This is a genomic window from Mycobacterium sp. KBS0706 (assembly GCF_005938675.2).
In the GTDB taxonomy this organism is placed as follows: Bacteria; Pseudomonadota; Alphaproteobacteria; order DSM-16000; family Inquilinaceae; genus Inquilinus.
Map to the genome: position 1 here is coordinate 88,782 of NZ_VCCH02000019.1, position 19,611 is coordinate 108,392.

The 19,611-nt window shown below is 68.8% G+C and carries 18 protein-coding genes; 7 read left to right on the forward strand and 11 right to left on the reverse strand.

Features of this window, described 5'->3' with window-relative positions:
* Nucleotides 1–46: 46 nt before the first annotated feature.
* From FFK22_RS13025 to FFK22_RS13040, 4 genes are all read left to right on the forward strand, one after another.
* Nucleotides 47–1,033: an amidoligase family protein gene (locus FFK22_RS13025; protein WP_138887140.1), complete on the forward strand. Its 987-nt coding sequence runs from the start codon at nucleotides 47–49 to the stop codon at nucleotides 1,031–1,033.
* Nucleotides 1,034–1,424: 391 nt separating this feature from the next.
* The gene (locus FFK22_RS42910) at nucleotides 1,425–2,195 is read left to right on the forward strand and encodes an SH3 domain-containing protein (RefSeq protein WP_186002442.1); all 771 of its coding nucleotides are present in this window, start codon (nucleotides 1,425–1,427) and stop codon (nucleotides 2,193–2,195) included.
* 39 nt (nucleotides 2,196–2,234) lie between these two features.
* Nucleotides 2,235–3,185 carry an SH3 domain-containing protein gene (locus FFK22_RS13035; protein WP_138887139.1) on the forward strand — a complete coding sequence of 317 codons (951 nt, stop codon included), beginning with the start codon at nucleotides 2,235–2,237 and terminating at the stop codon, nucleotides 3,183–3,185.
* 138 nt (nucleotides 3,186–3,323) lie between these two features.
* On the forward strand, nucleotides 3,324–4,436 hold the full coding sequence (locus FFK22_RS13040; protein WP_186002443.1) for a DUF3616 domain-containing protein: 1,113 nt from the start codon (nucleotides 3,324–3,326) through the stop codon (nucleotides 4,434–4,436).
* A 12-nt stretch (nucleotides 4,437–4,448) separates the two neighbouring features.
* On the opposite strand, the gene FFK22_RS42915 is transcribed toward FFK22_RS13040, so the two are convergent.
* Complete coding sequence (locus tag FFK22_RS42915; protein WP_186002444.1) at nucleotides 4,449–4,625, reverse strand: hypothetical protein; 177 nt, start codon at nucleotides 4,623–4,625, stop codon at nucleotides 4,449–4,451.
* Here FFK22_RS42915 and FFK22_RS13045 point away from each other — a divergent pair.
* Nucleotides 4,615–4,812, forward strand: a complete 198-nt coding sequence (locus tag FFK22_RS13045) for a hypothetical protein (protein ID WP_138887137.1) — start codon at nucleotides 4,615–4,617, stop codon at nucleotides 4,810–4,812. The two genes, FFK22_RS42915 and FFK22_RS13045, sit on opposite strands and share 11 nt — an antisense overlap.
* A gap of 7 nt (nucleotides 4,813–4,819) precedes the next feature.
* On the opposite strand, the gene FFK22_RS13050 is transcribed toward FFK22_RS13045, so the two are convergent.
* The 8 genes from FFK22_RS13050 to FFK22_RS42920 all read right to left on the reverse strand — a co-directional run bounded on the left by FFK22_RS13050 (nucleotide 4,820) and on the right by FFK22_RS42920 (nucleotide 14,222).
* A complete protein-coding gene (locus FFK22_RS13050; protein ID WP_138887136.1) occupies nucleotides 4,820–7,300 on the reverse strand; it encodes a glycogen/starch/alpha-glucan phosphorylase in 2,481 nt (826 codons plus the stop codon).
* Between the two features lie 296 nt (nucleotides 7,301–7,596).
* Entirely contained in the window at nucleotides 7,597–8,733 is a 1,137-nt protein-coding gene (locus FFK22_RS13055; protein ID WP_138887135.1) for a branched-chain amino acid ABC transporter substrate-binding protein, read from the reverse strand.
* An 85-nt stretch (nucleotides 8,734–8,818) separates the two neighbouring features.
* Nucleotides 8,819–9,172 (reverse strand): DUF6867 family protein, encoded by a 354-nt coding sequence (locus FFK22_RS13060; protein ID WP_138887134.1) that lies wholly within the window; start codon nucleotides 9,170–9,172, stop codon nucleotides 8,819–8,821.
* Between the two features lie 10 nt (nucleotides 9,173–9,182).
* On the reverse strand, nucleotides 9,183–9,893 hold the full coding sequence (locus tag FFK22_RS13065; RefSeq protein WP_138887167.1) for an ABC transporter ATP-binding protein: 711 nt from the start codon (nucleotides 9,891–9,893) through the stop codon (nucleotides 9,183–9,185).
* On the reverse strand, nucleotides 9,893–10,714 hold the full coding sequence (locus tag FFK22_RS13070) for an ABC transporter ATP-binding protein (RefSeq protein ID WP_138887166.1): 822 nt from the start codon (nucleotides 10,712–10,714) through the stop codon (nucleotides 9,893–9,895). The genes FFK22_RS13065 and FFK22_RS13070 overlap by 1 nt, the downstream gene beginning before the upstream one ends.
* Before the next feature lie 29 nt (nucleotides 10,715–10,743).
* A complete protein-coding gene (livM, locus tag FFK22_RS13075) occupies nucleotides 10,744–12,264 on the reverse strand; it encodes a high-affinity branched-chain amino acid ABC transporter permease LivM (protein ID WP_221938566.1) in 1,521 nt (506 codons plus the stop codon).
* Between the two features lie 4 nt (nucleotides 12,265–12,268).
* The gene (locus tag FFK22_RS13080; RefSeq protein WP_138887133.1) at nucleotides 12,269–13,189 is read right to left on the reverse strand and encodes a branched-chain amino acid ABC transporter permease LivH; all 921 of its coding nucleotides are present in this window, start codon (nucleotides 13,187–13,189) and stop codon (nucleotides 12,269–12,271) included.
* A 190-nt stretch (nucleotides 13,190–13,379) separates the two neighbouring features.
* Nucleotides 13,380–14,222, reverse strand: coding sequence for a fructosamine kinase family protein (locus tag FFK22_RS42920; RefSeq protein ID WP_186002445.1), 843 nt, complete (start codon nucleotides 14,220–14,222; stop codon nucleotides 13,380–13,382).
* 102 nt (nucleotides 14,223–14,324) lie between these two features.
* On the opposite strand from FFK22_RS42920, the gene FFK22_RS42925 reads away from it, so the two are divergent.
* Both FFK22_RS42925 and FFK22_RS13090 read left to right on the forward strand, forming a co-directional pair.
* Complete coding sequence (locus FFK22_RS42925; RefSeq protein ID WP_186002446.1) at nucleotides 14,325–15,635, forward strand: YcaO-like family protein; 1,311 nt, start codon at nucleotides 14,325–14,327, stop codon at nucleotides 15,633–15,635.
* A gap of 135 nt (nucleotides 15,636–15,770) precedes the next feature.
* On the forward strand, nucleotides 15,771–17,753 hold the full coding sequence (locus FFK22_RS13090) for a BTAD domain-containing putative transcriptional regulator (RefSeq protein ID WP_186002447.1): 1,983 nt from the start codon (nucleotides 15,771–15,773) through the stop codon (nucleotides 17,751–17,753).
* On the opposite strand, the gene FFK22_RS42930 is transcribed toward FFK22_RS13090, so the two are convergent.
* Together FFK22_RS42930 and FFK22_RS13100 are read right to left on the reverse strand one after the other, a co-directional pair.
* Entirely contained in the window at nucleotides 17,741–18,160 is a 420-nt protein-coding gene (locus tag FFK22_RS42930; RefSeq protein ID WP_186002448.1) for a hypothetical protein, read from the reverse strand. The two genes, FFK22_RS13090 and FFK22_RS42930, sit on opposite strands and share 13 nt — an antisense overlap.
* Nucleotides 18,161–18,298: 138 nt before the next feature.
* Nucleotides 18,299–19,611, reverse strand: a 1,313-nt coding sequence (locus FFK22_RS13100; protein WP_306770105.1) for a peroxidase family protein, incomplete at its 5' end; no start/stop codon positions are given.

A 19,611-nucleotide genomic window follows, 5' to 3' on the forward strand; every position in this document is an offset into this window, starting at 1 on the left:
GCCCCTCCGACCCCCAATATGAACCGGGAGCTCCTGTCCCGAACCCATGGGGGTCCGACGGCCCGTGCCGACCGCCGAATCCGCTTCATTTCAGCCGCTCCCCTCCCCAGCGCCCGAACCCCCGCGCCTGGTCGGGGTCGAGATCGAGTTCATGGGTCCGTCCGCCCGCCGGGCGGCGCGGGCCCTGGCCGCAGGCGTCGGCGGCGAGGTGGTCGCGGAGGATGCCCATGCCTTCGCGGTGCGGGGCAGCGCCCTGGGCGACCTGGCGGTGGAGCTGGACCTGCGCTACGCCCATCCGCAGCGGCACGGCATGACCCTGCCGGTGCGGATCGGGCCGAAGGCCGCCGCCGGGCTGGGATGGCTGGTGTCCGGCGCGGTGCCGCGCGAGCTGATCGTGCCGCCGCTGCCGGTCGACCGGCTGGGCGAGGTCGACCGCATCCTCGGCCTGCTGCGCGCCGCCGGGGCCCATGGACGCGGCGCCACCCTGTTCGGGTCGCTGGGCCTGCATTTCAACATCGACGCGCCGGCCGCGGACCTGCCCCGGATCACTGCGGTGATGCTGGCCTTCGGGCTGATGGAAGCACGGCTGCGGCGCGAGATCGCGCAGGGTCAGCGACGCCTGGAGCGGCACCTGCCGCCGCCCTATCCGCCGGACTTCCTGCACCGGATCGCGGCGCCCGGCTACCGGCCCGGCCAGGCCGGGCTGATCGACGACTACCTGGCCGCCAACCCGACCCGCGACCGCGGCCTGGACCTGCTGCCGCTGCTGCTGGGCCTGGACCCGGCGCGGGTGCGGGCCAAGCTGCCTTATGAGAAGATCGCCGCCCGCCCGGTGTTCCACTACCGGCTGCCCCAGGCCCATCCCGGCGCCGCCGGCTGGAGCATCGCGCCGGACTGGAACCGCTGGGTGGCGATCGAGCGGCTGGCGGCCGATGGCGAGCGCCTGGCCGCCGCGGCGCGTGCGTATCGCAGCGAGGGCAACGCCTGGGCTGACGGGAGCGGGCCGCTGGTGGACGCCGCCTTGCCCGGCTGAGGGGTCGCCGGCCGGCCGCGGCCCGGCGTGTCAGGAGCCAGTCGCGGTTGAGTGCTTTGCCAACCTGATGAGCTTATCGGATCTCCGTCCTCACGAAGGAGGTCGACGCACTTCGCAGAGAACCGAACCGCAGGATGCGACGACCATGCGGATGATTGCGCAAAACCGGGCTCCATGGTAATAATTAACTGGTTATTCGTCTCAATTCCTCTGTTTGTTTTCACCACGTCGCTGTTTGCCAGATATCCATTTCTCTCAGGAAAGGTCTCGCCGACCGGCTGTGCATCCCAACGAAACAGCCAGGCCGAGATGGGCCGGCGCAGCGCCGGCGACATCGTCCGATCCCAGATCTGGTCGCCGGCAGGCAGCGGTGCATCGATAGGGGGTGCAAGTGTCGATCGTCACCGGGCCGCCGGCCTCCGCCATCCGCAACCAGCCGATCACTCAGGAACTGCGCGACCTTTTGGACGCCGCCGCGCTGGCGGTCGGGGTGGACGCGATCTTCGTCGTCTCCGGCGGCCAGCCCGCCATCGGCGAAGGAACGCGCCGCACGGGCTCCACACGCCACGATCACGGACGGGCAGCCGACATCAAGCTGTTCGTCGGCGGTGTCGTACAGACATTCACCGATGCGTCGGGCGGCCCCGTGGTGGCGGACTTCGTGACCGCCGCCGCGGCGCGTGGCGCCATCGGCATCGGCGCGGGCGTCACGTATATGGGAAACGATACCATTCATGTCGGCTTCGGCACCTCCGTCAGCGACCACACGAAGCTGACCTGGGGCGCCGGCGGCCGGTCGGCCAACGCGCCGCAATGGCTGCGGCGGGCGGCGCAGGCGGGCTGGGCCGCCGCGCCCGCCGGCCATCCCGTCGCGCCGGTCGTAGGGGGCGTTCGCGCGATGGGACGCTACGAGGTCATCGCGCGCGGCGGCCTGAACCTGCGTGGCGGCCCGGGGACCGGCTTCCCTTCCACCCGGACATTGCCGCAGGGAACCACACTCCATGTCGTGGCGGTCGACCCGACCCAGCCGGCCTGGGTGCGGGTCGATCTGGAAGGCGACGGCCTGCTCGACGGGTATGTCTTCTCGGCCTACCTCGCCCCCATCGCCGCGCCCGGCGGCAGCGAGGCCGCCGAAGAGCCCGGCGACGACGGCATCGGCTAGGCCGGCCCTGACGGAACAGCGTCCATCCAGGAGACGATCATGCCGACGGCGGACGATATCCGATGGTTCAAGCAGCAGTTCCGGACCCAGATCGAAGGCGTGCTGGCAGGCACACCGTTCGATCTGGACATGATCGTCGCGATCGCATGCCAGGAGACGGGCTCGATCTGGTCGGTCCTGCGCAAGGTGCCGCTGCCGCTCGACCAGATCCTCGCGCTCTGCGTGGGCGATACGATCGACTACCAGGGGCCGGGCAAAGGACGGCAGGCCTTTCCGCGCAACAAGGCCGCCCTGGTCGCGGAGACCGACGGGCAGCAGATGTTCGACATTGCGCGCAAGGCGCTCGAGGACATGGCCGTCCATGTCCCCGGCTACAGCGGCGTCGTCCAGAACCCCGATAAATTCTGCCATGGCTTCGGGGTATTCCAGAGAGACCTGCAGTTCTTTCGCCAGGACCCGGGCTACTTCCTGAACCAGAACTATCAGGTGTTCTCGCATACGCTCGACCATTGCCTGCTCGAGTTGCGCAGAGGCCTCAAGACCCGAGGTTACGAAGCCAAGACCAGCCTCACCGATTTCGAGTTCGCCACCGTCGCCATCGCCTACAACAGGGGCAGCTACAATACGAAGAAGGGCCTGAAGCAGGGCTATTTCGACGGCAGTAAATATTATGGCGAGTGGATATTCGACTATGTCCAGCTGTCGCGGACCGTCGATGGGGCGGCAGCCGCCGGTGCCGGGCCCGGCCGCTACGCCGTCGTCGCCCGCGACGGGCTGAGACTGCGCGGCGGGCCCGGCACCGACTTCCCCTACAGCCGGACCTTGCCGTTGGGGACGGAGCTGACCGTGGTCTCGGTCGACCCCGGGAACCCCGACTGGGTCCGTGTCGATCTCGAAGGCGACGGCCTCCTCGACGGCTATGTCTTTGCCGCCTTCCTGGCGGCGGCGACCGGGCCGCACGGAGGAGAAGACGTGCCCGAGCCGGAATGAACGTCATCCGCAGGGTCCTGGCGACCCCTGTCGGTACCTGCTGCCGCCCGGCCGCAATGCCTCGGCCGGACAACGGACTTATCCATGGCATCTGTGAGGAGGGCTGAAGCGATGCGGTCGTCTGGGCTGAAACGACGTGTGGCGGTCGGCCTGGTGCCGGCCGCCGCGATCGCGATCCATCTGGCTCTGGCTGCGGGAGCACCCTCGATGGCCCATGCCGACGAGCCCCTGAAGGTGTCGGGCAAGCTTGTCGGCAAGGTCAAGGACGGCGAGCTCAAGAAATCGAAAGATGTCAGCGGCATCGCCTGTGCGGGCGATCCCGGCATGTACCCGCGCATCTGCCTCCTGGTCGACGACGAGACCCAGGGCGCACAGGTGGTGATCCTGCACAAGGATCATCTCGTTGCCGGCGATTTCATTCCGCTCATCACGGACAGCTTCAAGGACGAGAAGGACGGCTTCAAGGACAAGCCGCTCGAATTGGATGCAGAGGGTGTCGCCTACGCCGACAGCTATTTCTATGTCATCGGCTCCTATGGCAGACCTCGCCATGCCGATGTGCCCGACGAGGCGAAGAGCAATGCCAAGGCTGCGGCGACCCGCCATGTCTTTCGTATCAAGATCGATCCGTCGACCGTGAGCCTGGACACCGGCAAGATCGGCACGGTCCTAAAGGACGACGACGGAGGCAGACTTGCGCACCTGATGTCAGCGCCTTCGACGCCGCTGACCCCCTTCTACGACAAGCCCCTCGACGCCAATGGCCTGACGATCGAGGGCGTCGCTGTCCAGGACGGCGTGCTCTATGCAGGATTGCGCGGTCCCGTGCTCGACGATGGCAACGCCATCATTGTTTCGGCGCCCATCAACGCTCTCTTTGATGGTGCCGAGGGCCAGTTCACCCCCGACCCCGTGATGCTGGGAAAGGACAACCTCGGGAATCCCCGGGGGATCCGTGATCTCGTCGCGTTCGACGACAGCTTCCTCATCATCGCGGGGCCGGTGCAGGACCCGGACGAGGACCGCGGCATCAAGCCCGGCGACTACGCCATCTATCTCAAGAAAAGCTCAGGTCCGAACATGAGCGGCTCCGAGCCGAAGAAGCTGCTGGATCTGGAGGTATATGGGACAGAGACGAAGCCGGAAGCCTTGCTCGTCATGGAACAGACTGGCCAGGGCTTGATGGGCCTCGTCCTCTTTGATGGGCCCAAGGAGGGCGAACCGCGACTCGTCGAGTTCGGATCGCCGTAGTCGCATCCGGCTCTACCCCTTCATCCCCGCCCGGCGCGCCTCGATCGCGTCCCACAGCAGGGCCTCGATCTTCACCCCGTCCAGGCGGCCGTCGCGCAGGGACAGCGCCCGCGGCAGGTGGTGCCACAGGCGGTAGCCGCGGCCTGGACCTGCTGCCGCTGGGCCTGACCCGGCGCGGGTGCGGGCCAAGCTGCCCTATGAGAAGATCGCCGCCCGCCCGGTGTTCCACTACCGGCTGCCCCAGGCCCATTCCGGCGCCGCCGGCTGGAGCATCGCGCCGGACTGGAACCGCTGGGTGGCGGTGGAGCGGCTGGCGGCCGATGGCGAGAGGCTGGCCGAAGCGGCCAAGGCCTGGCGCGCCGGCGGATCAGGCTGAACCGGCCCTACTCCGCCGCCCGGGCCAAAGGCGGCCAGACGTCCCAGATCTCCTCGGCATAGTCCTGCACCGTGCGGTCGGAGGAGAACCAGCCGACATGCGCCGTGTTCTCGATCGCCATGCGGGTCCAGGTCGTGCGGTCGCGGTACAGCGCGGCGGCGCGGGCCTGGGCGTCCCAATAGGCGGCGAAATCGGCGGCCACCAGGAACCAGTCGCTGTGCCGCAGCGCGTCGGTGAGCGGCCGGAACCGGCCCGGATCGTCGGGCGAGAAGGTGCCGTCCTCGATCGCCGCCACGGCGCGGGCAAGGCGCGGGTCGGCGGCGATCACCGCCGCCGGGTCGTAGCCCTGAGCCCGCTTCGCCGCCACCTCGGCCGCGGTCAGGCCGAAGATCAGGATGTTGTCCTCGCCCACACGCTCGGCGATCTCGACATTGGCGCCGTCCAGCGTGCCGATGGTGATCGCGCCATTCAGCGCGAACTTCATGTTGCCGGTGCCCGACGCCTCCATGCCGGCGGTCGAGATCTGCTCCGACAGGTCGGCGGCGGGAATGATGCGCTCCGCCAGCGTGACGTTGTAGTTCGGCAGGAACACCATCTTCAGCTGATCGCGGATCTCGGCATCGGTGTTGATCACCTTGGCGACGTCATTGGCCAGCTTGATGATCAGCTTGGCCGTGGCGTAGCCGGGGGCAGCCTTGCCGGCGAAGATCTTGACCCGCGGCGTCCAGGCCGCGTCCGGCGTGTCGCGCATCTCCTGCCACAGCGCCACGGCGTGCAGAATGTTCAGCAGCTGGCGCTTGTATTCGTGGATGCGCTTGACCTGGACGTCGAACAGCGCGTCGCCGGAGACGCGGAGGTCGGCGATCTCGCCGATGTGATGCGCCAGCAGGGCCTTGTTGCGGCGCTTCACCGCCCAGAACGCCTCGCGGAAGGCGCTGTCCCCGGTCTTGCCGGCCAGCGCCGACAGCCGCTCCAGGTCGTCCTCCCAGCCGGTGCCGATCATGTTGTGGATCAGCTGCGCCAGGTTCGGGTTGGCCTGCACCAGCCAGCGCCGCGGGGTGATGCCGTTGGTCTTGTTGGTGATCCGGTCCGGGAACTCCTCGTTGAGGTCGCGGAACACGGTCTCGCGCATCAGCTGGGTGTGCAGCGCCGAGACGCCGTTGACCCGGTGGCTGCCGAGGAAGGCCAGCGGCCCCATCCGCACCCGCCGGTCCCAGCCTTCCTGGATCAGCGACAGGGTGGATAGGCGGCTGGGGTCCTTCGCCACCACGCGCGAGGATTTCAGGAACCGGTCGTTGATCTCGTAGATGATCTGCAGGTGGCGCGGCAGCACCCGCTCCAAGAGTGCCACCGGCCAGGTCTCCAGCGCCTCCGGCATCAGCGTGTGGTTGGTGTAGCTGATGCAACCGGTGGTGATCTTCCAGGCACGGTCCCAGTCCAGCCGGTGCCGGTCGATCAGCAGGCGCATCAGCTCCGGCACCGCGATCGCCGGATGGGTGTCGTTCAGCTGCATCGCCGCCTTGGCCGGCAGGTCGTCATAGCCGTCGTGATGCATCCGGTGCCGGCGCAGCACGTCCTGCAGCGAGGCCGAGGTGAAGAAGTATTCCTGCTTGAGCCGCAGCTCCTGCCCCGCCGGGGTGTTGTCGTTCGGGTACAGCACGCGCGACAAGGTCTCGGACAGGATCTTGTCCTCGACCGCCTTCATATAGTCGCCGGAGTTGAAGGGGGCGAGATCGAACTCCCGCACCGGCTTGGCCGACCACAGCCGCAGCGTGTTGACCGTGACGCCGCCCCAGCCCACCACCGGCGTGTCGTAGGCGACGGCGAGCACCCGCTGGCTGCCCTTCCAGATCGGCTTCGGCCGGCCGTCCGGCCCGGGCTCGCCCGGCTCGATCTTGCCGTAGAAGTCGATCGGGAACGCGACCTCCGGCCGCTCGAACTCCCAGGGATTGCCGAATTTCAGCCAGTCCTCGGGGTATTCGACCTGCCAGCCGCGGTCGAACTGCTGCTCGAACAAGCCGTATTCGTAGCGGATGCCGTAGCCGGTGCCGCCGATGCCGAGCGTGGCCATGCTGTCGAGGAAGCAGGCGGCGAGGCGGCCGAGGCCGCCATTGCCCAGCGCCGCGTCCGGCTCGACCTCCAGCACGGTGCCGAGGTCGACGCCGAAATCGGCCAGCGCGTCGCGGCAGGTGTCATAGACGCCGAGATTGGTCAGCGCATTGGCCATCAGCCGGCCGATCAGGAACTCGAGGCTGAGATAGTAGACCCGCTTGCCGTCGGTCGCTTCCTCGCGGTGCTGCGAGGCCATCCAGCGGTCGACCAGGCGGTCGCGAACGGCCAGCGCCGTGGCGGCGAACCAATCGTGCCGGGTGGCGCGATGGATCTCGCGCCCAACGGCGTAGACCAGCCATTCCAGGATGTCGCGCTTCAACGACTCCCGGTCGAGCCCACGTGGTTCGATTGCGATCGGGGTGGCTGGCAGCTCCATCGCTGTCCCCCATGCTGCACTGCGATATAGACCGTCCGTTACACCACGGATCGGTCCTGCGATCAATCATATGACAAAAAAGACCCGGCGGAGGTTCCCGCCGGGTCGACAATGTCCATGGCGGGTGGTGTCCGCCACTGGCCTTTGGTGTTAGAGACCGCTTGGAAACGCTACTGGTGCGGCCGTCTGGAGGCGATTTCTCCGCTTCCGGTGCTCACGGACTCAAACGTCCGCTGCGCGCCGGGTCTCGAAACCACCACCAGCCGACTCACACCAGCGCATTTCCAAACGGTCTCTTACTTGGCGCCGACCTTGGCCAGCTCGCCCGGGGTGGCCTCGGCGTAGCTGCCGGCGTTCCAGATGTAGAAGACGTAGTCGGTCGTCTTGCGGTCGCCCTTCGCGTCGAAGGCCAGGGGCCCCATCACGGTCTTGTAGGCGCTGCCGTCATGCAGCGCCTCGGCCACCTTCGGACCGTCGAAGCTCTTGGCCTTGGTCGCCGCCTCGGCCCAGGCCTGGACCGCGGCGTAGCTGTACAGGGTGTAGCCTTCGGGGTCGTAGTTCTCGGCCTTGAACTTGGCCACGACATCCTTGGCGGCGTCGCTGTTGCGCTGGTCGGCGCCGAAGGTCATCAGCACGCCCTTGCCGGCGTCGCCGGTGATGCCCCAGAACTCCTGGGTGACGATGCCGTCGCCGGAGATGAACTGGGCGTTCATCCCCTGCTCGCGCGCCTGGCGCAGGATCAGCCCGGCCTCATTGTGCAGGCCGCCGAAATAGATCACGTCGATGCCGGCCTGCTTCATCTTCGAGACGACGGCGGAGAAGTCGCGCTCGCCGACGGTGATGCCCTCATACATCTTCTCGGTCACGCCGGCCTTGTTCATCGCCGCCTTGGTGGCGTCGGCCAGGCCCTTGCCGTAGGTGGTCTGGTCGTGGATGACGGCGACGTTGCGGCCCTTGAACTTCTCGGCGATGAAGGCGCCGGCCACATCGCCCTGCTGGTCGTCGCGGCCGCAGGTGCGGAAGGTGGTCTTCTGCCCCTGCTCGGTCAGCTGCGGGTTGGTCGAGGCCGGGGTGATCTGGACGACGCCCTCCTCGGCATAGATCGCCGAGGCCGGAATCGAGACCGAGGAGTTGAAGTGGCCGATCACCGCCACCACGCCCTGGCCGACCAGCTCGTTCGCCGCGGCCACGCCCTGGCGCGGGTCGGAGGCGTCGTCGCCGTAGACCACGGAGATCTTCTCGCCATTGACGCCGCCGGCGTCGTTCAGCGCCTTCACCGCCGCGTCGGTGCCGCGCTTCATCTGCTCGCCGAAGGACGCGTTCGGGCCGGTCAGCGGCGCGCCCAGGCCGATCTTCACATCGGCCCAGGCCGGGGCCGACGCCATCGCGGCCAGGGCTACGCCGGCCAGGAGCACTCGGTTGAATCTCGTCATCAAAATCGCTCTCCCCAGTTCATCGCCGGGCGGGACGGCCCCGCCGGCTCTCCTTGCTTTCCGCCGGCCCGAGGGGACCGGCGTCTTACCGTGCGGCCGGCCGCCGGTCGCGCCAGCCGAACAGGCCGGCGCGCTCGTACAGCCACGGATACTGCCGCACCATCTTCGCCGCCCGCGTCATCCGGAAGGCGACCGTGGCGCACAGGCCGATCCAGACAAGATCGATGACGAAGCCGGTCGGCGACAAGAGCGTACCGCCGAACAGCGCGTAGTGCAGGAATCTGGTCGCACAGGCCAGCAGCACCACGAAGGGCACCACCTTGCGCATCGGTGCCCAGCCCTGGGCCTGGCCCTGGCCGGTCAGGAGGCCGGCGCCGCCGCCCAGGATCAGGCTGACGAAGATGAAATCGCCGATCGAGGTTCCGAGGATCTGTTCCATCGCCCGCCCCTCAATGCCCGCCTTCGAGATAGGCGGCCCGGACCTCCGGATTCGCCAGCAGGTCCCGGCCGCTGCCGCTCATCGTCACCCGGCCGTTGACCAGGACGTAGCCGCGATGCGCCAGCTTCAGCGCATGGAAGGCGTTCTGCTCGACCAGGAACACGGTCATCCGCTGCTCCCGGTTGATCATCTTGATCGCCTCGAAGATCTGCTTCACCACCAGCGGCGCCAGGCCGAGCGACGGCTCGTCCAGCAGCAGCAGGCGCGGCCGGCTCATCAGCGCCCGGCCGATCGCCAGCATCTGCTGCTCGCCGCCCGACAGGGTGCCGCCGCGCTGGGCCTGCCGCTCCTTCAGCCGCGGGAACAGGGTGAAGATCTGCTCGATATCGCGTCCGAACCCCGCCGGATCGGCGGTCAGCGCCCCCATCTGCAGGTTCTCCATCACCGTCATCCGCGGGAAGATGCGGCGGCCTTCCGGCGAGATGGCGACGCCGCGGCGCACGATCTCGAAGGTCGGCTGGCGGGTGATCTCCTTGCCGTCGAACAGCACCGCCCCCTTGCGCGCCTGCGGGTTGCCGCAGATCGTCATCAGGAGGGTCGACTTGCCGGCGCCGTTGGCGCCGATCAGGGTGACGATCTCGCCTTCCTTGACCTCGACATCGACACCGCGCAGCGCCTCGATGGCGCCGTAGAAGGTGTGCACGCCCTGCAGCGACAGCATCACGGCCGGGCCTCCCCGGTCACGGCGGCGACATCGGCGGCGATCTCCGGCGGCAGATCGTCCGCCTCGGGCTCGCCGAGATAGGCGCGGATCACCGCCTCGTCGGCGCGGATCTCCGCCGGCGTGCCGTCGGCGATCTTCTTGCCGTGGTCGAGCACCACGATGTGGTCGGAAATCTGCATGACGACGCTCATGTCGTGCTCGATCAGGAGGACGCTGGTCTTGTGCTCGTCGCGGATGGCGCGCAGCAGCTGGTTCAGCTCCTGCGATTCGCGGGGGTTGAGGCCGGCGGCCGGCTCGTCCAGGCACAGGATCACCGGGTCGATGCACATCGCCCGCGCGATCTCCAGCCGGCGCTGGCCGCCATAGGGCAGGCTGCCGGCGGAATCATCGGCCTGGGCGGTCAGCCCGACGCGGTCGAGCCAGAACTTCGCCTTCTCCACCGCCTCGCGCTCCGCCCGCCGATAGCCGGGCAGGCCGAGCAGCCCGGCGATCGAGAAGCCGGACGCCTTCATCAGCTTGTTGTGCTGGGCCACCATCAGGTTCTCCAGCACGCTCATGCCGGCGAACAGCCGGATGTTCTGGAAGGTGCGGGCGACCTTCGCATGCTGAGCGATGCGGTAGCCCGGGATCTGCTCCAGCAGGAACTCGCCGGTGTTCGTCCGCAGCGTCATCCGGCCAGCGGTCGGCTTGTAGAAGCCGGTGATGCAGTTGAACAGCGTGGTCTTGCCGGCGCCGTTCGGGCCGATCACCGCGGTGATGTCGCCGGCCCGGATGTCGAAGGAGACGTCGTCGATGGCGACGAGGCCGCCGAAGCGCATCGAGACATGCTCGATGGTCAGAAGGGCGGTCAAGACGAGGCTCCCTTCTTGCCGTGCAGCAGGATGGTCGGGTCGCGATGGGCCAGGAGGCCGCGCGGGCGCCACACCATGATGCCGACCATGCACAGGCCGAACACCAGCATGCGGTACAGGTCGAGGCCGCGGAACGCCTCCGGCAGGCCGATGATCAGGCAGGCGGCGACGACGATGCCGAGCTGGCTGCCCATGCCGCCGAGCACCACGATCGCCAGCACGATCGCCGATTCGATGAAGGAGAAGCTCTCCGGGCTGATGAAGCCCTGATAGGTGGCGAAGAAGCTGCCGGCGAAGCCGCCGCACATCGCCGAGGTGGCGAAGGCCGCCAGCTTCAGGTTGGTGCGGTTGATGCCGAGCGACTGGCAGGCGATGTCGTCCTCGCGGATCGCCTCCCAGCCGCGGCCGACCGGCAGCCGGCGCAGCCGCACGCTGATGAAGTTGACCAGGAGCGCCAGGGCCAGGATCAGCAGGTAGAGAAAGATGATCCGGTGCGTCGGGTCGTAATCCAGGCCGAACAGCTGGTGGAAGGCGGTGGTGCCCTCGGGCGGGCTGCGGTCGAACGGGAAGCCGAAGAAGCTGGGCCGCGGGATGTTGTTGATGCCGTTCGGCCCGCCGGTCACCGGCGCCCAGTTGATCAGGATGATGCGGATGATCTCGCCGAAGCCGAGGGTGACGATGGCGAAATAGTCGCCGCGCAGCCGCAGCACCGGATAGCCCAGGATCAGGCCGGCGCTTGCGGCGAGGAGGCCGGCCAGCGGCAGGCACAGCCAGAAGCTGAAGCCGAAGGTGGTGGCCAGCAGCGCGTAGGAATAGGCGCCGACGGCGTAGAAGGCGACGTAGCCGAGGTCGAGCAGGCCGGCGAGGCCGACGATGATGTTCAGCCCCCAGCCGAGCATGATGTAGATCAGCACGATGGTGGCGACGCCAAGCGTGCTGCGGCTGGCGAGGTCGGTGAAGGGGAAGATCACCGCCAGCAGCACCAGGATCGGCCCGACATAGACGCTGAGGCGCTGCACCCGGGCGCCGATCCGGTCCATCGCCCGGTCGCGCTCCTGCCGCGACAGGCTGGCGCGGCTGCGGCGCTGCACCAGGATCGACTGGATCAGCAGCCACAGCGCGCCGAGCGCCCCGACCAGCAGCAGCGGCACCGAGTGCAGGTCCTGCACCGGCAGCGGCGGCAACGCGTCGGAGATCATCGGCCGCAGATATTCGTAGATCGGCGGCAGGGCGAAGACGACGAGGAACAGCAGGCTGGCCCAGAACACCGGCCGCGGCACACCCTCGCGGTTCAGGATGATGCCGATGCGGCCGAGGAAGACCAGCGCGACTGCGATGGCGACCGCAGTGAAGTCGGTCTGGTAGCCGAGCGCGCCGCTCTGCTCCACCGTGCGGATGCCGACCAGGGGGGCGGTGAGGACCAGGGCGATAAGGGCGGTGACCCCCGCCTCCTTCGCCATGGCCACGAGGTCGAGGCGGCGCAGGCCGGCCGCGTCGGAATGCGCGATCGTGGCCATCGCCTCAGACCTTCTCGATGTCGGGGCGGCCGAGCAGGCCGGACGGGCGGAAGATCAGCACCAGCACCAGGATGGTGAAGGCGGCGACATCCTTGTATTCCGACGAGAAGTAGCCGGACCAGAAGGCCTCGATCAGCCCGATCAGGATGCCGCCCAGCATCGCCCCGGGCAGCGAGCCGATGCCGCCCAGCACCGCCGCGGTGAAGGCTTTGATGCCGGCCAGGAAGCCGATGTAGAAGTCGATCACGCCGTAATAGAGGGTGACCATCACGCCGGCCACGGCGGCCAGCGCCGCGCCGATGACGAAGGTCATCGAGATGGTGCGGCCGACATCGACGCCGATCAGCGCCGCCATGGTGCGGTCCTGGGCGCAGGCGCGCTGCTGCCGGCCGAGCGAGGTGCGGTTGATCACCCAGGTCAGGCCGATCATCAGGGCGAGGGTGAGCACCACGATGATGATCTGCAGATATGACAGGCTGACGTCGAAGCCGCCGCCGGAGGTCAGCTGGAAGCCGCCCGGGATCTGCGGCGGCACCGGCTTGCGCCGGGCGCCCTGCAGCAGCTGGACGTAGTTCTGCAGGAAGATCGACATGCCGATCGCGGAGATCAGCGGCGCCAGCCGGGTCGAGCCGCGCAGGGGCCGGTAGGCCAGCCGCTCGATCGTCCAGCCATAGGCCGCGGTCACCACCACGCTGACGATCAGCACGATCGCCAACGCCAGGGCCACCGACACGCCGGGCACGCCGAAGGCGCCGAGCACGACGAACCCGATCACCGCGATGAACGCGCCGATCATATAGATCTCGCCATGGGCGAAATTGATCATGCCGATGATGCCGTACACCATCGTGTAGCCGATCGCGATCAGACCGTAGATCGCGCCCAGCGTCAGCCCATTGATGAGCTGCTGCAGGAAATATTCCATGCTCGCGCCGAATTGCCTCCACAGACCATCCGCAGATGGTCAAACCTCATCTGTTCGCTCGCCGTTTAAACCGAGGGCGTTTCTCTGTTCAAGCTCCGCGTCATCGTCGGATTGGCGCGACTATGGCGAAGAAAATGGACCGTTACAATCTCAATGAATCATAAGACGTTTCGGGGGGTTAGGCCATAGATCAGAAGCCGTAGCGGTCGAGAATCCGGCGGATCGGCTCGGCATAGGCCGGGTCCCAGTACCGGACATGGACCAGCAGCGGATACAGGAGATAGATCGGCCGGCGGTCGTTCCAGAAGCCGGGATCGAGCGGCGCCAGCTCGGCATAGCGGCGGAAAAAAATGTCGTCGAAGGTGCCGAACAAGGTCGGGTAGGTCAGCTCCATCTCCGGATGGCCGCAGGAAATGGCGGGATCGATGAACGCGGCGATTCGGCCGCCCCGGTGCAGCAGGTTGCCGGTCCAGATGTCGCCATGCAGCAGCGCCGGATGCCGCGGCTCCGACAGCAGATCGTCGAGCCGCGCCGCCAGCGCCTCCAGCCGGCGCAGCAGGACGGCGTCGACCGTGCCCTCGGCGTGGCTGGCGCGGGCCATGTGCAGCAGGCGGTGGTCGCGGAAGAACGGCACCCAGCGGTCGGCCGGCGGGTTGGGCTGCGGCAGCTTGCCGATGGTGGTGTCGCGGCCGTAGCCGAAGCGCGGCCAGGCCGGTGCGTGCAGCGCCGCCAGCAGCTCGGCGGCATGCAGCTGCGCCGGCTCCGCCGGCGGGCCGGGCTCGTGGTCGACATGCTCCAGCAGCAGCAGGTCCTCGGCAGCGTGCAGCACGGCCGGCAGTGGCAGGGCGGAGTGCCGGGCCAGCTCGCCCAGCATCCAGGCTTCGAGCAGCAGCGGACCCGCCCCGGCCTTGGCCACCACCCTTCCGCCATCGGCGAGGTCGACCCGCAGCACCGCGACGGTCGACCCGCCCGGCAGCGGTTCGGCCGCCACCGGCCGCACGCCGAGCACCGCGGCGATGCGGTCGGCGAGCACGGGGTCGAGGGCGGTCAGGAGCGGCCTCCGGAAGAAAACACCACGCGTTTCGCGGCTCCCATGATGAAATGGGCCGAAGACCTGCCCGTCATCCGGAGCATCATGCTCGCACCGCCCCTTGTCTACGACACCTGTGCCCTGCTGTTCGAGCGAGGTCCTGGCGCGGCCGGCCAGGCGGAGGAGGAGGCCCGGCGGCTGCTGGCAGCCTTCGGGGTGACGCCTGACGGCAGCGACGAGGATGGCCGGACCGCCCGGCTGTTCCGGCTGGCCGCGACGCTCGAGGCCAGCTTCGTCGTGCCGGCGATGGACTATCCCGGCCTGACCGTCCTCGGCGCCCGGCTGCCGCGGCCCGGCGGCGATGGCGGCGCGGCGATTGCCGTGGACGGCGTGATCGGATGCGACCCGAGCCCGTGGCGGGCCTTCCAGAAATGCATCGGCGAAGCCGCGGAGACCCTGGCCCTGGCCGCGCCCGAGACCGGCGACGCCGCCCGGGACGGCGCGGCCGGGACCATCGCCGCCCGCTTCGCCGGCCAGGTCGGGGCGCGGACCGGCCTGGCATCGGCCGCCGCGCTCGACGCCGCCCCGGTCATGGCGGGCGTGGAGCCGGCGACCGGCCGCCCCGTGCTGGTGCCGCGGCCGCTGGTCTTCGGGCCGTCGGGCGGGAAACGGGCGGCCGTCCCGGTCAGCGAGGGCTGCGCCGCCGGCCCGACGCTTGATGACGCCGCCCGCTCCGCCCTGTTCGAGCTGGTCGAGCGGCATGTGGTCGCACAATGGTGGTATGGCGGCCGGCCCGCCCTCCGGCTGCCGCCGGCGCTGATGGCCGCCGCGCTCGACCGGCTGCGTCCGGGGTCCGACACGCCCTGGCCGCGCCAGGGGTTCGCGCTGCAGCTCGACGCCGACGGCCTGCCGCTCGCCGTTGTCGCCGCGGCCTCCATCAGCCCCGTCCACGGCCTGGTCGCCCTGGGCTTCGCCGCCCGTCCCGGCCGCGCCGCCGCGCTGGACGCGGCCGTCCTGGAGATGGTCCAGTCCGAGATCGCCAACGACCTGCTGTTCCTGCGGCTGCGCCGGGCCGGGCCGGCAGCGGACCCGGCGGACCAGGAGCGGCTGGCGGCGAAGCGCGCGCTCCGGCCCGAGGCGCTGCTGGCCACGGTGCACGGCGAGGTGGCGGATGACGACGTCGACAGGCCGGACTCCCTGCCCGGTTTGCTGGCCGCCCTGGCCCGCCGAGACATCGCGATTTTCCGGGTCGATCTGACCGGGAGGGCTGGGATTCCCGTCGTGAAGCTGCTATCGCCGGAGCTGCAACCCTCCTCGCCTGCCGCGGTGACGGAGGGGCTTCGCAAGACGGCCTCACACTTCGGGCGCCCACTGAATAGTTTGATCGAATGCCCGGCAATATTTAATAGTTCGTGAGCCCAGTCCGCTGCGGTTTCAACTGGTTGGGGGAAAGGGAGACCGCGGATGGCGGTTCCGGCAGTACGGAGCGTGAGGCCTCCGGATCGGGAAGACGTACCCGCGCCGGAGGCTGGCGGTATCGAGCGTCTGCGGTTGTCGCTGGGCAATGGCTTCGATCTCCGTCTCGGCAACGGGGAACGGATCGAGCTCGGCAGCCGCAAGGCCCAGGCGATCTTCGCCTTCATCGCGCTGAGCGGCACGGCGGTCGAGAGCCGTGAACGCGTCGCCGGGGTGTTCTGGAGCGAAAGCGACGGCGATCATGCCCGCGGCTCGCTGCGGCAATGCCTGAAGCAGCTGCGCGACAATCTCGACGCCGTCCGCCCGGGCATCGTCGAAATCGGGCGCCAGGACATCCTCGTCCGGCGCGAATCCGTCGAGATCGACCTCGAGCTGGTCGCCGCCGACCTGGCGCGGGGCGTGCTGTCGTCGATCCTGGCGCTCGGACTGGCCAATCCGGACCGGATCATGGCCGGGTTCGAGGATCTCGACCGGGAGTTCGCCTCCTGGCTCACCGTCTGCCGGCAGCAATGGCGAAAGACCTTCATCGGCGGCATCGAGCGGATCCTGCGCGATCCGGCCTCGGGCGAGAAGATCGCCGCCGAGGCCGCCCACGCGCTGCTCGACATCGACCCGACGCATGAGGAGGCCTATCGCATCCTGATCCTGCAGCAGGCGCTGCGCGGCAACATCGCGGCGGCGCTGAAGCTGTACGCGACGCTGTGGGACCTGCTGCAGAACGATTACGACATGGAGCCGTCGGACGAGACGCAGCGCCTGATCGTCGACATCAAGAAGGGCTCGCTCGACAGCACCGCCCAGCCGCCTTCGGCGCCGGCCGAGGAGCAGTCCCGGCTGCCGATCATCGAAGTGGACCGCCTGAACCCCGGGATCCCCGAGGGCATCGACGACTACGTCGTCCACGGCTTCCGCAGCGAGCTGATCGCCAATCTGGTGCGGTTCCGGGAATGGATCGTGGTCGAGCCGCCGGATTCGGCTCCGGCGGCCGGAGCCCCGCCGCAGGCCGACTACCGCCTGTCCACCGATTTCCGGCACAAGGACGACGACCTGCTGATCGTCGTCTCGCTGACCGAGCTGACCCGCAAGCGGTCGCTGTGGTCGGAGACCTTCTCGCTGGCGCTGCAGTCCTGGATGGACCAGCAGCGCCAGATCGCCCGCCGCGTGTCGGCGACGCTCGACATCCATATCTCGGCGAACGCCCTGTCGCGGCAGATCGGCGACCGCGATTTCGCGCATGGCCCCTACATCCGCTGGCTGCGCGCCCAGTATCTGCTGAACTTCTGGGAGCCGCAGGCGGAGTTCGAGGCCGAGGCGCTGTTCAAGGACGTGATCCGGGACTGGCCCAGCTTCGCCCCGGCCTATAGCGGCCTCGCCAACATCTACAATTCCCGGCACATCATCCTGCCGGGGGTGCGCCGCGACCGCGCCATGGCCGAGGAGGCGCTGTCGCTGGCGCGGCGGGCGGCGGAGCTGGACCCGCTGGATGCGCGCGGGCACCTGACCCTCGCCTGGTCCTACATGATGACGACCCGCTATCCGCAGGCGGACCTGCATCTGGAGCTGGCGCGCGACCTGAACCCGAGCAACCCGTCGGTGCTGATGTCGGCGGCGCAGGGCTTCGCCTTCGTCGACCGGACCGACGTCGCGCTCGATCTCGTGGCCAACGCCTTCGAGCTCAACCCGATGGTCCCGCCCCATCACTGGGCCTATCTGGCGGGCATCCGCTTCCTGCACGGCGACGTCGAGGGCTGCATCGAGGCCGCCGACCGCGCCGGCCAGTCGATCTTCAACATCCCGGCCTGGAAGGCCGCCGCCCTCAGCCTCGTCGGCGACAACCGGCGGGCGCAGGAGGAGGCGCGCCTCTTCCTGCGCAACGCCCGCGACGCCTGGCACGCCAAGTTCGAATGCACCGACGCCGCCATCGTCGAGTGGTTCCTAAGCAGCTTCCCGATCCGCAACGTCGCCCGCTGGCGCGAGCTGCGGGAAGGCCTGATCCAGGCCGGCCTTCCCGCCACCGATGTCGGCGAGGAGCAGCTGTACTGGCCTCACCGGCACTGACCGAAGCTGTAGTCGCCGACGCGGAAGTAGAACATGTCGAGGGCGTCGAGCGCGTTCGGGTCGCGCCGCACCTGCAGGGCGTACTCGTCCGGCAGCGGATACGGGCCGGGATACTTCGAGTACTCCTCGATCCGCTGCCGCATCAGGTCGGCCGGCGGCAGCACGACGTACAGCGCCTCGTCGCGGCTGACGACCCGGATCTCCTTTCCGGAGGCGGCGAAGTTCTCCAGGGTGATGCCATGATCCTTCAGCAGCTGCAGCGCCTCCGCCGTCGTCTTCGGCCTCTCGATCTCGCCGATCGCCATGCCGATGATCAGCCGGCCCGCGGCCTCGCGGTCGTACATGGTCATCTCGACCGGCACAGGTTTCGGTGCGTGCTTCGGATCGTGCTTGTTATGGTCCGTCATCGCTTGCTCCTCCTTGTTCGCAAGGCGCTGTTGCCTTGCCGTATGGCGACGGCCGACCGGCCGGCGCTTTAATCCTCCGCCCCCGCGCCCCGAAGGGCGACGGAGGCGGAGGCCCCCACCACCTCCGTGCCGGCGCCGTCAGACGCTGGCTTGTGTGATCGGCCGCGACGGCGCCGCCGGCGGCGGCGGCGATTCGACGAAGCCGATGATGTCGCGCATGCTGTCCGGAATGGCGCCGCCCTTGAACAGGACGCGGCTCCAGCGCCGGATCACGCCGGCCTCGACGGTCGTCGACTCGGCCATGGATGCGGCCAGGACGACCTGGGCCACGATCGCCGATCCCAGCGGCCCGAGGCGCCGGCCCTGGTGGCGCACCTCCGCCTCGCGCAGGATGTAGTAGAACAGCGGCGTATCCTCGGCCAGGGCCTCGATCACCCCGTCCGGCGCGCCGGCAAGGGGATTGGGCTGGGTGCGCGCATTCATGCCGGCGAGGCCGCCATGGCCGTCGCCCAGCAGCTCCTTCCGCGTCAGCTTCGGGATGCCCAGCCGGTCGGCGAGATGCTGCGCGCTCGGCAGGCTGGACAGATAGGCCCGCGCCAGGTCGCGGAACGGCAGCCCGCCATAGTTCTCGTAGATCGGGTCGGCGCCGACCATGCGGCGCATGTCGTCATGCGCCATGGCCGACATCGTGTAGAACTGGGAGGTGACCCAGGGGCCGATCAGGTGCGACTGGTTCTCGTCGGCGCCCGCCTTCTCCGGGAAGAACAGATCCCATTCCAGGATCCAGTCGTTCGGGATCGGGCTGCCCGGGACGCCGCCATCCCCGACCAGCATGCCGCGGCGGAAGGTCATCAGCCCCTTGAGGCTGGTCTCGGTCAGCGCCAGGGCCCGGTTCAGCGTGTAGGACGGCCGCACCATGGCGTGGCCGAAGCGGAAGGCGGCCATGATGAACTCGGCCGGCAGCGGCGTGTCCGCATCGGCGGCCAGGCGCCGGCCGAAGCCGCCGAGGTCCTGCAGGCCCTCGCGCGGGGCATAGTCGCGCCAGACCCCGGGGTCGAGCAGATGGCCGAGATAGTCGTTGCGCACCACCGACCGGTAGGTCGCGATCACCAGCGCGCGGGCGATCTCGAAGACCTCGTAGTCCGACGGCCGGTGCGGCGACGCCAGGATGGCGTCGACGATGCGGTTGTGGAAGCGATGGAACAGGACCGTGATCTGCGACAGGATCAGGTTGTTGTCGTTGCGGATGTCGCCGATCAGCGGTTCGACCGGGCATTGCCGCGGCACGTCCGGCGCGTTTGGAGGCAGGGGGCGGAGGTCGGTCGCGTTCGAGACCGCGTCGAGGCAGGCGATCATCGCCAGGTCGCAGGGCTGCGGCGCCTTGGCCGTCACCGGATCGCCGGGCACCTCCGGCGCCTCCTTGTCCCAGGTCCGGCCGCCGGTATAGCCGA

Coding starts and splice junctions, on each gene's coding strand:
- FFK22_RS13025 (WP_138887140.1), top strand. CDS start 47: ATGGGGGTCCGACGGCCCGTGCCGACCGCCGAATCCGCTTCATTTCAG.
- FFK22_RS13035 (WP_138887139.1), top strand. CDS start 2,235: ATGCCGACGGCGGACGATATCCGATGGTTCAAGCAGCAGTTCCGGACC.
- FFK22_RS13050 (WP_138887136.1), bottom strand. CDS start 7,300: ATGGAGCTGCCAGCCACCCCGATCGCAATCGAACCACGTGGGCTCGAC.
- FFK22_RS13055 (WP_138887135.1), bottom strand. CDS start 8,733: ATGACGAGATTCAACCGAGTGCTCCTGGCCGGCGTAGCCCTGGCCGCG.
- FFK22_RS13060 (WP_138887134.1), bottom strand. CDS start 9,172: ATGGAACAGATCCTCGGAACCTCGATCGGCGATTTCATCTTCGTCAGC.
- FFK22_RS13065 (WP_138887167.1), bottom strand. CDS start 9,893: ATGCTGTCGCTGCAGGGCGTGCACACCTTCTACGGCGCCATCGAGGCG.
- FFK22_RS13070 (WP_138887166.1), bottom strand. CDS start 10,714: ATGCGCTTCGGCGGCCTCGTCGCCATCGACGACGTCTCCTTCGACATC.
- livM (WP_221938566.1), bottom strand. CDS start 12,264: ATGGCCACGATCGCGCATTCCGACGCGGCCGGCCTGCGCCGCCTCGAC.
- FFK22_RS13080 (WP_138887133.1), bottom strand. CDS start 13,189: ATGGAATATTTCCTGCAGCAGCTCATCAATGGGCTGACGCTGGGCGCG.
- FFK22_RS42925 (WP_186002446.1), top strand. CDS start 14,325: ATGCTCGCACCGCCCCTTGTCTACGACACCTGTGCCCTGCTGTTCGAG.
- FFK22_RS42930 (WP_186002448.1), bottom strand. CDS start 18,160: ATGACGGACCATAACAAGCACGATCCGAAGCACGCACCGAAACCTGTG.